A 13,808-nucleotide genomic window follows, 5' to 3' on the forward strand; every position below is an offset into this window, starting at 1 on the left:
GCTCGACGTCAACTCCCGGGGGAAGGCTGTGGAAGCGGCGTCGCGTCTTGGGCTGCTAACCGCGCCCGGCGGACATAGTACGAAAAGACGCCCGCAATCGTGATGGCCATGACCCCCGCGCAGAGGATCGTCGTCTGCGTGCCCACGAGCGCCGACTCCGCGCCGATCAGCAGCGCCCCCAGCGGCTGCATCCCAAACACGGACATCGCAAAGAAGCTGATCACCCGCCCGCGCATCTCCGGCGCCGCCTTGGTTTGCAGGATGGTATTGGTGACCGTAGTCTGGGACATCATTCCAAAACCCGAGACCGTCATAAAGGCCAGCGCGATGGGGTAGATGGTCATGTGCGAAAAACAGATCAGCCCCACGCCCAGGACGACGGTATTGATGAGGAGGATGCGCCGGAGGTTGGCGCCGGGTTTCCGCGACGCCAGGAAGAACGCGCCACACAGGGCGCCGATCCCGATAAAGCTGTCGATGATCCCGAAGGTGGAGGCGTTCCCCTTAAAGACTTCCTTGGCGTACACCGGCATGAGCGTCGTAAACGGCAGCACCAGCAGGCTCATCAGCGCCAGCATCAGGGTAGGGGAGGCGATCTCCCGGTGGCTGACGAGGTATTTCAGACCGTCGCCAAGGTCTTTGAACGAGCTTTGTGTGCGGGGCTTGCGCACATAGGGCGGCAGTTTCATGAGCAACAGCGACCCGATCACCGCCACGAAGCTCAGGGCGTTGAGCAAAAAGCAAAATCCGCCCCCGAACGCCTCCAGGACAAAACCCGCGATCGCCGGTCCGATCAGCCGCGACAGGTTCACCATCGACGAATTCAGCGCCAGGGCGTTGGGCAGGTCTTCCTTCGTCTGGATCATCTCGTACACCAGCGACTGGCGCGCGGGCACGTCAAAGGCGTTGATGGTCCCGAGCACCGTGCCCAGGCCGATGACCGCCCAGACATTGATATGGGTGCCCTCCAGGAACACCAGCAACGCCAGCGTCAGCGACTGAACCATCGACGCCGCCTGCGTCCCGAGCAGCACCCGGAAACGGTTGTACCGGTCCGACACCACGCCCCCCAACAGCGACAACAGAAACGACGGGAACTGCAACGCGAACAGCGACACCCCCAGCATAAACGACGAGTGCGTCACGATATACACGATCCAGCTCACCGCCGTGCGCTGCATCCACGTCCCGATCAGGGAAATGGACTGTCCCATAAAATACAAACGGTAATTCCGGCTCCGGAATGCTCTAAACGTGTTCATCCTATCAGTTTGATCAGTACCTCGATGGCTTCCCCCAGGACCTTTTTCTCCCGGTCGTTCAGCTTCTGCGCTATCGTCCGCGTGAGCCATTCCTCTTTTTCCCCCAGGCGCTGGCGCACCCCTTTCTTCCCCGCGTCCGTGAGCGTCACGATCACTTTCCGCCGGTCGTCCTCGTCTGTCGTCCGTACGATGAGCCCCCGCTCCAGCAGCCGGTTGAGCACCTGCGACATCGCCTGTGTCGTCACCTTTTCCATCGCGGCCAGCTCCCCCGGCAACAGTTCGCCATAGTCATAGATCAGCGACAGCGTCGTCCGCTCCGTGATCGACAACTGCTCGTCGTTCCGCGTTTCCCTGCGCAACAGCTTCCCCAGCCGCGAGACCTGGGTGCGCAACCCGGTCGCCAGCTCTATATCCGATAGCGCCATATTATGTAAGGTATTTTGCAAAGTTACTTACATAATATCGCATAGCCAAAAAAAGCCGCTCGCGCGCCGCCCAACAAAAAGGCGGCCCTGTGGCCGCCCGGTGATATTCAACACGCACAATGAGCTAATCGATGACGATATTCCCGTTCGGCGGCACTTGTGGATGCCCATTATCGTCCCGCACATAAACGGTGACGCCCTTGAAGCCGACCTGCCACGACTTAATCAGCACATGATCCTCCCCGGTTACCCTGCGGAAGAGATAGTCCGGTGCATAACAAAGCGTTGCCGTCAGACAGGAATCCGCAAGACCGCGAGGCATGGCATACGGCGCGGGCCACTTGTTCATATAGTCCAGGAAAACCGCCCGCAGGTACTGCAAATCCTGGTGCCCCGCCGTGTCATTGGTATTGAGGAGATACAGGAACCCGGGCTGAGTGCTGGTCAGCGCCCCATGCACAAACGAGAACCCCTCCCCCGAGGCCTCCACCGGCAACCCGTTGAGGTAAACCTGGCAACTCACATAAAACACCGTATCGCCCCCCGCGGCCGAAGCCGGATAAAGATAAGCCCCGTTGACCTGGAGGTCGTCCATGTACACGTGGGCCGCCGCCAGCATCGCCAGCGCCGAGTCCTCCGTGGACGCCGGGATCAACACATCGGTCACCCGCGGCGTCAGCCGGGTGATACAACCCGGCGCCACCGAGGCCGGACTATAACCAGACTTCCGGCAAGCCGGCATAAACAGCACAGCCAGCAGCATCGCCGACAGCGCCATCAGCGGCGCGGCCAGCCTTAGGAAACACTTCATACCCGCTTGACAATCTCCCGGTAGCGACCGTTGCATTACCTTTATACAAATGCGAAATCCATGAACGAACACTTCCTCCGCCTGTTCGACTACGACCAAATGGCCAGCCGCCTCATCCTCACCGCCCTCCGCGACCAGCCCCCCGCCGGCGAGCCCGATCGCAAGCTCACGCTGATGATGCACCTCCTCCAGGCCAACCACAACTGGCTCCTCCGCGTCAACGGCCGGTCCTCCGACCAATCCGACCTCTGGCCCAAACCCGAATGGGGCGCCATGGAATCCCTGCTGGAGACCAACGGCGACGGCTGGAAGACCTTCCTCACCGCCGAAACCGACTTCTTCCGCCCCATCACCTACCAGAACCAAAGCGGCGCCACCTACACCAACGTCCTGGCCGACCTCCTGGCCCACATCATCAACCACGGCACCCACCACCGCGCCCAAATCGGCATCTACCTAAAAGAGTCCGGTCTCGAACACATCCCCATCACCGACTACATCGCCTACCTCCGCCTGAAAGGGCCCTCGGGCGGCGCATAAGATTTTTTTCGTACGAAAAATTTCATACATTAGGGCTACAATTTATAGCCATGTTCAAAACATACGTCGTCTCCAGCTGGCGCCACCTGCTCCGGAACAAAACCTACGCCTTCATCAACATCCTGGGTCTCTCCCTGGGCATCGCCTGTGCCATCCTGATCTTCGTCCTCGTGCGTTTCCACCTGAGCTTCGACACCTTCCACAAGGAGTCGGACAGGATATACCGCATCAACACCGAATTCCACGACGAGGGCATCAATCGCAACGCCGCCGTCCCGGTACCCCTGGGCAAAGCCTTCCGCAACGACTACACCTTCGCCGAGACCGTCGCGCGGGTCGTATCCTACCCGAACACCCTCATCTCCATTCCCGGGGATAAAAACACCAAGAAGTTCCAGGAGGACGACGGCATCGCCTTTGCGGAGCCCCAATACTTCGACATATTCGATTTCCCCACCGTCGAGGGCGACGCCAAAAAGGCCATGAGCGATCCCACCGGCGCACTGATCACCCAAACCATCGCCAAGAAGTATTTTGGCACCGAGGACCCCATGGGCAAACGCCTCCGTTTTGACAACAAATATGACTACGTCGTCCGCGGTGTCCTCAAGGACCTGCCCGCCAACACCGACCGCAAACAGCAGATCTACTTCGGCTGGGACAGCTACAAGAACTACCAGCCCTATATGGCCAGCGACAGCAGCTGGGGCGGCGTCTACAGCGGCAGTCAGTGTTTTGCCCGGCTCCGGCCCGGCGTCACCGCCGAAGCCGTGGAGCGCGCCTTCCCGTCCCTGACCAAAAAGTACTACTCCGCGGATGACGCCAAGGTGTGGCATTTCCGGATGCAGCCCATCAGCGACATCCACTTCAACACCGACATGGACGGCTACGCCGACAAAAAATACCTCTGGGCCGTTTCCTTTATCGGTCTCTTCCTGATCGTCACCGCCAGCGTCAACTTCGTCAACCTCGCGACCGCCCAGGCGCTCAACCGCTCCCGCGAAATCGGCGTGCGGAAGGTCCTCGGCAGCGAACCGATGCACGTCTTCTGGCAGTTTATGGCGGAAACCGCGCTCATCACGCTTTTCGCCCTGCTCGTCGGCCTCGGGCTTGCCTACGCGGGTCTGCCCGGTCTCAACGCCCTGCTCAGGCGCCCCATGTCCATGGACCTCTTTGGCTCGTGGACGCTCGGCGCCTTTATACTGGCCACCTATGTACTCGTCGTCTTCCTGGCCGGTTCCTATCCCGGCCTCGTCCTGGCCCGCTTCCGGCCGGCGCTCGCGCTGAAGGGAAAGCTCGACCAGCGTCATATAGGCGGGTTTTCGCTGCGCCGTATCCTGGTCGTCCTCCAGTTCTCCATCTCCCAGCTGTTGATCATCGGAACCCTCGTCATCGCGCGCCAGATCTATTATTCCGAACACGCCGACCTCGGCTTTGTCAAGGACGGCGTCGTGACGGTACCCCTCCCCGTTACCGACGTCGTCAAGGCCAGGACCCTCCGCGACCGGATGCTCGAAATACCCGGCGTAGAACGAGCCAGCCTGTGTTACCAGCCGCCGGCGTCGCAATCCAACAACAACACCAGCGTACAATACGAAAGCCGCCCCAAGACCGAGAACTGGTCCATCAACGAAAAATACATGGACGACCAGTACATCCCGCTCTTCGGGCTCAAGCTGATCGCGGGCCGCAACATCTTTCCCTCCGACACCGCCAACGGCTTCGTCGTCAACGAAACCACCGTCCACAAGCTCCACGCCGGCACGCCCCTGGAGATCATCGGTCACCAGCTCACCGTGGACGCCCTCAAGGGCCCCATCGTCGGCGTCGTCAAGGATTTCAACAACTATTCCTTCCGCGGCGACATCGCCCCCATCGCGTTTTATACCTATCCCAAAAGCTTCCGGACCTGCGCGCTGCGGATCAACGCCAGGACGGACCTCCACGCCATCGAACGGGTCTGGAACGACACGTACCCCCAGTACGTCTTTTCCCGCCAGTTCCTCGACGAGCGCATCGCCCGTTTCTACGAGCAGGACGCGACGCTCCTGAAGCTGATCGAAATCTTCGCCGGCATCGCCATCTTTATCGGCTGTCTCGGTTTGTACGGCCTGGTGTCGTTCATGGCTGTCCGTAAGACCAAGGAAATCGGCGTCCGGAAGGTCCTCGGCGCCGGCATATCCCAGATCCTCTGGTTGTTCGGTCGGGAGTTCACCCGCCTGCTGGGGATCGCCTTCCTCGCCGCCGCCCCGGTCGCCTGGTGGTTCATGCACCGCTACCTGGAGTCCTTCAAATACCGCATCACCATCGGTTGGGAGGTCTTCGTACCGGCCCTCCTGGGCACCTTCGCGATCGCCGCCCTGACCGTGAGCTACCGCTCCTGGCGCGCCGCGGCGGCGCGCCCCGTAAAGAGCCTGCGATCGGAATAAACGGCTATATTTGTCCCGCTTATGGAAGTCCATCACCATCCTGAAGTGGGAAAAAAGTCGTTCAAGGAATACCTCCTCGAAGGCCTCATGATCTTTATCGCCGTCACCCTCGGCTTTTTCGCCGAAAGCCTCCGCGAGCACATCAACCATGGCGCCCGCGAAGCGGAATACGCCCGCGCCTTCGCGGCGGACCTGCGCGTCGATACCACGCGGATCGACTATGCCATCGAACAGAACATCTATAACCTCCATCGGCTGGACTCCCTTCAGGATCTGCTGCTGAGCCGCAACTTTACGCCGGCCGGCGTGCTCCGGGCCTACAAGCTGCAGTACACCGTCAAGAACCCGACGGTCGTGTTATTCAGCGAAGGGACCTACAAGCAGCTCCACGGCACCGGCGAAGCGGGTCTCGTCCGCGACTCCATTTCCGCGGCCATCGAGGATTACCACCAGGGCGTCCAGGACCTCCAGAATATGTTCACCTATTACGACGCCCAGATGCGTCGCATGGTCGACATCGGCAAGAACCTTTTCCGCCCGCAGTACTTGTTTGGCGCGTTCAGCCGTTATGTGACCCTGTCCGATACCGCCATCCACATCGATAACGGCTACCGCCACGTGCTTGATTCGATGGCCGCGCGCACGCCCCTCGTTTTCGCGACCAGCGATCCAAAGGTCTTTGACAACTATTGCAGCGACCTCGGTTTTTACATGGAGATCATCTTTTCCTATATAAGGGAAATCGAATCGGAGAAAAAAGCCGCCATCGCGCTGCTGGCGAAGATCGAGGACACCTACTAAGCCTCCAGCTCGACGTCCGTCGCCGCGTACCCCGTACAAGTGAGCACCCAGCCCTCGGCCAGGTCCTTCTCCGTAAGCACGTCATTGATGCTCATCACCACCCGCCCGGACAGCACCCGCACCGCGCACGACGAGCACCGCCCGCCGCGGCAGCTGTAGGGTAGGGGGATGTGGTGCGCCAGCGCCGCCTGCAGGATATTCGCCGGGTAGGCGACATCGAAAGCGTGCCGCTCCCCATGCATCGTAATCCCCACCCGGTGCGGCGACGCGTCCATCAACGGCGGATGCGGCGGCGCATCGATCACGAAGTGCTCCTGCCGTATCTGCTCCGCCCTGAACCCCATCGTGATCAGCGTAAACTTCGCCATCCGCATGAGCGCCTCGGGCCCGCAACAAAAAATCAGGCTATCCGCCGGATCGTGGTGCGTCAGCTCCCTCACCAGCGTCTCGAGATTGGCGTTATTCAGCCGCCGCGGCATGACGGCATGCGACTCCGGCGCGCTCAGCAAGCTGACGCGGTCCAGCCACACCTCGTGCCCGGCCAGCTCTTCGTCGAAAATGACGTCCTTTTCGGAATGGTTCTGGTCGATGACCCAGATATGGCTCCCGGACTCCTCCCCGAGCGCCTGCCGGATCAACCCGATGATCGGCGCGATCCCGCTCCCCGCCGCGATGAACCCGATGTCGCGGACGCGATCCGAGCGCGTAAACGTAAACCGCCCCGCCGGGGGCAACGCCTCCAGCACGGAACCCACGAAAATATGATCTTGTAAAAACCGCGACACCTCCCCATTGACCTTACGCTTTACCGTTATCGCGTAAAAGGAATCGCCGGGATAGGAAGTAAGGGAAAAAGACCGGCGCACCGCCCCGAACACCAGCGTCAGGAACTGACCCGGTACATACGCCGCCAGCGGCCCTTCCACCGGCGCCAGCCGGAAGGTTACCGTATCGTGTGTCTCATTCGTTCGGCCGGTTACGCGTAAGAGCATCGGCCGCAAAGATAACGCGGTTCTCCCCACCGAGCAACCGCTTGTATAACCCGTAATTATCCGCGTCCCAGCACGCGAAGATGATCTCCGAAAAACGCCCCGGGTTCTCCATCACGAAGTCGCGGATCGTCTTCAGCGCCAGCTCCACCTCTTCGCTTTCCCCGCTGACGCAGGGAAAAGCCACGGACCGGGCGCTCTCGGATAAAGCCCGCCGCAAGGCATTGCGATAGGAGTCCGCGGACGCGGACAAAGCCTGTTTACCGACGATGGCATCGACGTTCAGCTGTGCGATGTCCCCCTGTAGTACGACGAGCTGGGTTTGCATGTTAGAATAATGTTTGAACGCCATGGGCGATTTTGTTCTCGTGTTCCAATAACCAGCGTTTCCTCCACAAGCCGCCCCCGTAACCGACCAGGTCGTTCCTGGAACCGATGACCCGGTGACAGGGGAGCACGATCGCGATCCGGTTTTTACCGTTGGTCGTCCCGACCGCCCGGACCGATTTCGGGTCCCCGACCCGTTTGGCCAGGTCCATATAGGAGATCGTCCGTCCATAGGGTATTCCCATGAGCTCTCCCCAGACCTTTTGCTGAAACTCCGAGCCCTCCTGGTGTACCGGGAGGTCGAAAGCCCGCCTCAGCCCCTGGAAGTACTCCATGAGCTGCTCCTGGCATTGCTGCAGCAAAGGGTTAAGGTGGGTTTGCGCTCCCGCCGGCATGGCGTCCAAAAACGATATCTCGTTGATATAGTGATCGGTACCACCCAGCCGCAGGATCCCCACGGGGGAATGATAGTAGGCAACGTATGACGTTGGACTCGATAACATGCCCCAAGTTTAACCTATTTTGGCGCCATTCTCCATGGGCTTATCCGGCTGTAAAAGCACTACCGCACCGTCAGCGTCATAGACGCCCAACACGAGGCATTCGCTTTTAAACCCCGCGATCCGCTTCACCGGCAAATTCACCAACCCGATCACCTGCCTCCCCACGAGCGTCTCCGGCGTATAATACGTCGTGATCTGCGCCGAAGACTGCTTTACCCCCGCATCCCCGAAATCCACGACCAGCTGGTACGCGGGCTTGCGCGCCTCGGGAAAAACGCGGGCCTCGAGCACCGTGCCCACGCGTATGTCCAGTTTTTCGAATTCAGGTCCCAGAATTGTTTCCATATCTTTGAAAATAAACAATACCTAAATCGTTATGACACGTACTGCAACAGCCATTTGGCAAGGGACCGGCAAGGATGGAAAGGGCACCCTCGACACCCAAAGCGGCACCCTCCACCAGACCCAATATTCCTACAAATCCCGTTTTGAAGACGGTACCGGGACCAATCCCGAAGAGCTCATAGCCGCGGCGCACGCCGGCTGTTTTGACATGAAGCTCAGCTTCGTCATCCAGGGTTTGGGCCTCACCCCCGAGTCCCTCGAAACCACGTGCGCCGTTACCCTCGACAATGGCGCCATCACGTCTTCCCGGCTGACCCTCAAGGCCAAGGTTCCGGGCATGACCAAGGAGCAATTCGACGCGGCCGTGAAGGATGCCAAGGAAAACTGTCCCATCTCAAAGTTACTGAATACCGAAATCACGCTGGACGCGATTCTGTACTAGTCGCTTCCTTCCCGAAACGTCGTCGGCCCTCTTTTCGACCGTGTTGCTGTGCCAGCAAAAAGCGGTCTCAAAGAGGGCCGACGACGTTTCTACCGTGTTTCTACGAAAGCCGGTTCCGCAGGAACGCCATCGACAGCGCCCACGCTTCGCGCGAGGCCTCTCCGTTGTAGGAAGGGCGTTCATCGCAGCTGAACGCGTGGTCGGCATACGAATATACGATCGACGCGTACGGCTTCCCCGCGGCATCCATCGCGGACGTCACGGTCGAGCGAACCTCCGGCGTGATGTGCTTGTCCAACCCGCCCCACTGGAAGAGGTGCGGCCCGGAGACAGACGGCGCCAGCGATGCCACCGAATCGAGCATCCCGCCATAGTACGATACCGCGGCGCCGAGCGGCAGCACCGCATTGGCGACAAACGCGACGCGTCCGCCGAGACAGAAACCGATGGCCCCGCACTTGTCCTCGTTAACCGAAGGAGCGTTCTGGAACCAATCGAAACACGCCTTCATGTCAAACGTAAGCCCTTCGACAGTGATCGCCTGGTAGTGCTGCATCACCGCGCTGAAATCGCTATAGGGCGCCTCAAAACCCGGGGGCGCCGTGCGGTGGAATATCTCCGGCGCGATCACGGCAAAGCCCTCGGAAGCGAGCCGCTCCGCCACGTTCCGGATGTGGCCGTTCACGCCATAGGCCTCCTGGATTAAAATAAGACCCGGAAAAAGCCCCGGACCGGAAGGCACCACGGTAAACACCTGCATAGAAGACCCGTCTGCCACGGGCAGGGTAACATGTTGTTGCTGCATATAAGGGTATAATGTTTATCCCAGGTACGCCCTCAGGAACCACGCCCACTTCTCGTGCTCCTTGAGCACGCCCACGAGGAAGTCGTTAGTCCCCGTGTCCTTGTACTTGTCCTGGACCTCGTCCGCGTGCTCGCGGATGTAGCGGCAGATCGTCTCGTGGTCGTCCAGGAGGTTCTTTTGCTGCTCGCGGGGATCCTTTGTATAATCGCCTTCCAGCAGGTGCGCCAGCTCCAGGTAATTCGCCAGCCGGCCCTCGGCGTAGTGGCCGATCTTGCGGATACGCTCGGCCGTATCGTCGATGGTCCCGGCGATGGCCTCGTACATGCTTTCGAGGAATTTGTGGAGCTCCATAAAGCTGGGGCCTTCCACGTTCCAGTGGTAGTTGCGGATCTTCGCATAGAGCACTTGCTCGTCGGCGAGCAGCGTGTTCAGGATGAGCGCAACGGCTTCGGAATTTTTAGGGAGAATACCGGTGTTGGCGGCAAGCGTAGGTTTCGCTTTGTCCACAGCGTTGGTGTTTGTACTCATATTGATGGCTTTATAATCCACCTAAAGGTAGGAAATTATCATGCCAGCAAGGTGCTATCTAATCATTAAGTAGCGCCGCCAGCTGCGCCAGCTCATTCTGCTTATACGGCTGCGCCCCAAAACACTTGGAGAGCTCCTCCGTGAGCAGCTGGATCGTCCGCTTCGGGCTAAGGGGCTTATAATACGTGGGGATAGGCGGCACCGAAATCCGCTTGAAGTAGGTTTCTACGTCCTTGTGGGTGAACACCTGCCCGCTCATGGGGTCCAGGAAAAACTGGATCTTATGCGCCGGGTTCGACGTAGCGTGCAGGACGTCGTAGTTGGGGTCGAAATACCCCAAAATGAACTGCCGGGGGATGTTGACCGGGAGCACGTTGATGTCCAGCAGCTGGCACAGCGACGCGTACAGGATACCCGTGGATATGGCGTTCCCCCGCTTGGTCTCGATGACCTTGTGGAGGAAGAACTCGTCGGGGTTGGCATATGCGACCTCGGTACCCTTCAGCTTATAGTAGTTGTACAGGATACCGTTGATGATGTTCACCTGCTCGAGCGGGGTCAGGTAGTTGTTCAGCTCCAGCCAGATATTGCGGCGCATCCGTTCCAGCTCCTGCGTGATACCGCTGAAGGAAACCTCGGGGTATTGGTAGCGGTCGATGAGGAGTGCGCCCTGCAACAGCTCCGGGGATTCCAGCTGGGCCCATTCGGAAACGCCGCCCTTGAGGTCGCGGAAGTGCAGGCTGTGGATGAGGAGCTCTATCCGTTCCTGGGTGGCCTCGTCGGGAGTGTTCTCCCACAGGTTCTCCAGGTTCGGTATGATGCCTTTCCCATAGGATACGATCTTGTCGCTGACGGTCGAAAACACTTCTTCATCCGGATCGTCTATGAGGTGCAATAGGGCATGTATTTCTTTCGTCTCTCTCATGTAATCCTAAATTAGCAAACTATTTGAAAGCTTCCCATTTTTTTTTCCCATCACGGTGTTAACAACCCACCGCGGCGCCAACGGCCCACCGCCGTTGAAACCTTACCCACCAAGGCTATGCCGAAAACCGAAAAAGAAAGACCCCTCATCCGAGGGGTCCGTATAAACGCTTACGCTTTTTTCTTTTTGGGCGCCGACTTGGCCGCGGCCTTGGACGCCTTTTTTGGCGGATTGGCTTTGGCGTCCTCGATAAAGGCCTTGACCTCCTCTATCGTCAGGTCCGCCACCCGCTCCTGCGCCTCCTTCGGGAGACGGAAGTTACGCAGCCCCTGCTTGATATACGGACCATACGGCCCGCGGAGGAGTTGTATCTTTTCTTTCTCGAAAACTTTGATCGTACGCTCCTGTTTTGCCTGGCGCTTCTCCGTGATCAGGGGGATCATCTCTTCCAGCGTCACGCTATACGGGTCGAGCTCCTTGCCGAGCGAATAAAACAACTTATCATGCGCCACATACGGCCCGAAACGGCCGATGTTCACCACCACGTCGGTGTCCTCGAACTGCCCCAGGTTACGCGGCAGCCGGAAGAGGTCCATCGCTTCGTCGTAAGAAATCGTCTCGATGGATTGCGTGTTTTTGAGCTTCGCAAAACGAGGTTTTTCCTCATCGCTCACGTCCCCTATCTGCACCATCGGCCCGAACCGCCCCATCCTGGCCACGACCTTCTTCCCCGACGCGGGATCGAGCCCCAGTTCCCGTTCCCCTTTGATCCGCTCCGCGGTCTCCAGGGTCACCTCGACGTCTTTATGAAAAGGATTGTAAAAACCGTCGATCATTTTGGTCCACAGCTGCTGCCCTTCGGCGACTTCGTCGAACTCTTCCTCGATCTTGGCCGTAAAGCCATAGTCCATGATCTCCGTAAAGTGCTGGTTGAGGAAATCCGTCACCACCAACCCGAGGTCCGTCGGGAACAGCTTGGACTTCTCGGCGCCGGTGTTCTCCTGGAGCGTCTCCTTGGTGATGGCATCCCTGGCCAGGAGCAGGACGCGGTAGTCGCGCTTGATCCCTTCCTTGTCGCGGCGTTCGACATACCCGCGCTTCTGGACGGTCGATATCGTGGGCGCATACGTGGACGGCCGGCCGATCCCGAGCTCTTCGAGCTTTTTGACCAGCGACGCTTCCGTATACCGCGGCGACGGCCGGCTGAACCTTTCGGTCGCCTTCATCTCCTTAAAGGTCGGTTCCTGGCCTACCACCAGCGGCGGGAGCATGCCTTCGGTATCTTCCTCTTCGCCCATGTCCTCCTCGTCCCGGTCCTCCATATATACTTTCAGGAACCCTTCGAACTTCAGCACCTCGCCCTGCGCAGTGAGGGTTTCCTTGTTGGTCGAGATCTCGATCCTGGCGATCGTTTTTTCCAGCTCCGCGTCCGCCATCTGTGACGCCATGGTGCGCTTCCAGATCAGCTCGTAGAGCCGGCGCGTATCGCTGTCGTCCACGCTCGTCTCGTCCATGTACGTAGGACGGATCGCTTCGTGCGCCTCCTGGGCGGACTCGTTCTTGTTCTTGTATTTGCGTACCTGGATAAAGTGCTTCCCGTAGCCCTTTTCGATCGCCTTTTTGATGTCCTCCATCGCCGTTTCGCTCAGGTTGACGCTGTCGGTACGCATGTAGGTTATCTTACCGCTTTCGTAGAGCTTCTGTGCCAGGAGCATCGTCTTGGACACCGAGTAGCCCAGCTTCCGGCTCGCCTCCTGCTGGAGGGTGGACGTCGTGAACGGCGCCGATGGCGTTTTCTTCGTCGGCTTTACCTGGATGTCCTTAACCGTATACTTGGCGCCGATACAGCTTTTTAGGAAAGCCTCCGCGTCCTCGGCCTGTTTGTACTTCCCGCCCTCGGCCTTGAACGTGACCGTTTTCTTATTGGCGTCGTGCGCGCTGAAGAACGCCTCCAGCCGGAACGAGCTTTCCGCCTTAAAGGCGTTGATCTCCCGTTCCCGCTCCGCGATCAGCCGCACCGCCACGCTTTGCACCCGCCCCGCCGACAGCGAATTGCGCATGCTCATCTTCCGCCACAGCACCGGCGACAGCTCGAACCCCACGATCCGGTCCAGCACCCTGCGGGCCTGCTGGGCGTTCACCAGGTTCATGTCCAGCAGCCTCGGCTTGCGCACCGCCGCCTCGATGGCTGGTTTGGTAATTTCGTGAAAAACAATACGTTTTGTAGTCCCCGGGTCCAATCCCAGCACCTCGCACAGGTGCCAGCTGATGGCCTCCCCCTCACGGTCCTCATCGGTCGCGAGCCAGACCTCTTCGGACTTCTTGGCGATGCTCTTTAGCTCCTTCACCACCTTTTCCTTGTCCTCCGGGATGATATAGCGCGGGGAATAGTTGTTCTTGATGTCTATCCCCATGTCGTCCTTTTCCAGGTCACGGATGTGCCCATAGCAGCTTTTCACCTCAAAATCGCTTCCCAGGATCTTTTCGATCGTCTTTGCCTTCGCCGGAGACTCCACTATTAACAGGTTCTTTGCCATAAGTCATTAATTGTTAAGGGCTATCGGATTCACGCAGGTCTCTGATCCCCCCGCCGTCTCCAGTGTACCGCCGCGGCAATATTATATGGAATAATCCGAAAAACAAAAACGTGGCCGTCATCGACCACGTTCCGCGAGC

General features: G+C 59.1%; 15 protein-coding genes. 4 read left to right on the top strand and 11 right to left on the bottom strand.

Annotation, left to right across the window (positions count from 1 at the left end):
- Window positions 1–8: 8 nt before the first annotated feature.
- From VL547_RS02740 to VL547_RS02750, 3 genes are all read right to left on the bottom strand, one after another.
- On the bottom strand, window positions 9–1,262 hold the full coding sequence (locus tag VL547_RS02740) for an MFS transporter (protein ID WP_325574930.1): 1,254 nt from the start codon (window positions 1,260–1,262) through the stop codon (window positions 9–11).
- A complete protein-coding gene (locus tag VL547_RS02745) occupies window positions 1,259–1,687 on the bottom strand; it encodes a MarR family winged helix-turn-helix transcriptional regulator (protein WP_325574932.1) in 429 nt (142 codons plus the stop codon). The genes VL547_RS02740 and VL547_RS02745 overlap by 4 nt, the downstream gene beginning before the upstream one ends.
- A 124-nt stretch (window positions 1,688–1,811) precedes the next feature.
- Window positions 1,812–2,498, bottom strand: coding sequence for a hypothetical protein (locus tag VL547_RS02750; protein ID WP_325574934.1), 687 nt, complete (start codon window positions 2,496–2,498; stop codon window positions 1,812–1,814).
- Between the two features lie 60 nt (window positions 2,499–2,558).
- Here VL547_RS02750 and VL547_RS02755 point away from each other — a divergent pair, with 60 nt between their 5' ends.
- From VL547_RS02755 to VL547_RS02765, 3 genes are read left to right on the top strand one after another with little or no spacing between them, the layout of a single operon-like run.
- Complete coding sequence (locus VL547_RS02755) at window positions 2,559–3,038, top strand: DinB family protein (protein WP_325574936.1); 480 nt, start codon at window positions 2,559–2,561, stop codon at window positions 3,036–3,038.
- 50 nt (window positions 3,039–3,088) lie between these two features.
- Window positions 3,089–5,467: an ABC transporter permease gene (locus tag VL547_RS02760; protein WP_325574938.1), complete on the top strand. Its 2,379-nt coding sequence runs from the start codon at window positions 3,089–3,091 to the stop codon at window positions 5,465–5,467.
- A gap of 21 nt (window positions 5,468–5,488) precedes the next feature.
- Entirely contained in the window at window positions 5,489–6,268 is a 780-nt protein-coding gene (locus tag VL547_RS02765; RefSeq protein WP_325574940.1) for a hypothetical protein, read from the top strand.
- Here the strand turns inward: VL547_RS02765 and VL547_RS02770 are convergent.
- The 4 genes from VL547_RS02770 to VL547_RS02785 are packed head-to-tail and all read right to left on the bottom strand — an operon-like array spanning window position 6,265 to window position 8,432.
- On the bottom strand, window positions 6,265–7,260 hold the full coding sequence (locus VL547_RS02770) for an iron-sulfur cluster-binding domain-containing protein (protein ID WP_325574942.1): 996 nt from the start codon (window positions 7,258–7,260) through the stop codon (window positions 6,265–6,267). The two genes, VL547_RS02765 and VL547_RS02770, sit on opposite strands and share 4 nt — an antisense overlap.
- Window positions 7,229–7,585: a hypothetical protein gene (locus VL547_RS02775; protein WP_325574944.1), complete on the bottom strand. Its 357-nt coding sequence runs from the start codon at window positions 7,583–7,585 to the stop codon at window positions 7,229–7,231. Before VL547_RS02775 ends, VL547_RS02770 begins: the two co-directional genes overlap by 32 nt.
- A 1-nt stretch (window position 7,586) precedes the next feature.
- Window positions 7,587–8,087, bottom strand: coding sequence for a methylated-DNA--[protein]-cysteine S-methyltransferase (locus VL547_RS02780; RefSeq protein WP_325574946.1), 501 nt, complete (start codon window positions 8,085–8,087; stop codon window positions 7,587–7,589).
- A gap of 9 nt (window positions 8,088–8,096) precedes the next feature.
- Window positions 8,097–8,432: a tRNA-binding protein gene (locus tag VL547_RS02785; RefSeq protein ID WP_325574948.1), complete on the bottom strand. Its 336-nt coding sequence runs from the start codon at window positions 8,430–8,432 to the stop codon at window positions 8,097–8,099.
- Window positions 8,433–8,463: 31 nt separating this feature from the next.
- Here VL547_RS02785 and VL547_RS02790 point away from each other — a divergent pair, with 31 nt between their 5' ends.
- A complete protein-coding gene (locus VL547_RS02790) occupies window positions 8,464–8,874 on the top strand; it encodes an OsmC family protein (protein ID WP_325574950.1) in 411 nt (136 codons plus the stop codon).
- 100 nt (window positions 8,875–8,974) lie between these two features.
- Here VL547_RS02790 and VL547_RS02795 read toward each other — a convergent pair whose 3' ends face one another.
- From VL547_RS02795 to topA, 4 genes are all read right to left on the bottom strand, one after another.
- Window positions 8,975–9,679 carry a dienelactone hydrolase family protein gene (locus VL547_RS02795; protein WP_325574952.1) on the bottom strand — a complete coding sequence of 235 codons (705 nt, stop codon included), beginning with the start codon at window positions 9,677–9,679 and terminating at the stop codon, window positions 8,975–8,977.
- Between the two features lie 15 nt (window positions 9,680–9,694).
- On the bottom strand, window positions 9,695–10,207 hold the full coding sequence (locus VL547_RS02800; protein ID WP_325574954.1) for a DNA starvation/stationary phase protection protein: 513 nt from the start codon (window positions 10,205–10,207) through the stop codon (window positions 9,695–9,697).
- 58 nt (window positions 10,208–10,265) lie between these two features.
- Window positions 10,266–11,132: a transglutaminase-like domain-containing protein gene (locus tag VL547_RS02805; RefSeq protein ID WP_325574956.1), complete on the bottom strand. Its 867-nt coding sequence runs from the start codon at window positions 11,130–11,132 to the stop codon at window positions 10,266–10,268.
- Between the two features lie 170 nt (window positions 11,133–11,302).
- Window positions 11,303–13,669 (bottom strand): type I DNA topoisomerase, encoded by a 2,367-nt coding sequence (gene topA, locus VL547_RS02810; protein ID WP_325574958.1) that lies wholly within the window; start codon window positions 13,667–13,669, stop codon window positions 11,303–11,305.
- Window positions 13,670–13,808: the final 139 nt, after the last annotated feature.

This window comes from Dinghuibacter sp., from assembly GCF_035492835.1.
Taxonomy (GTDB): Bacteria; Bacteroidota; Bacteroidia; order Chitinophagales; family Chitinophagaceae; genus Dinghuibacter.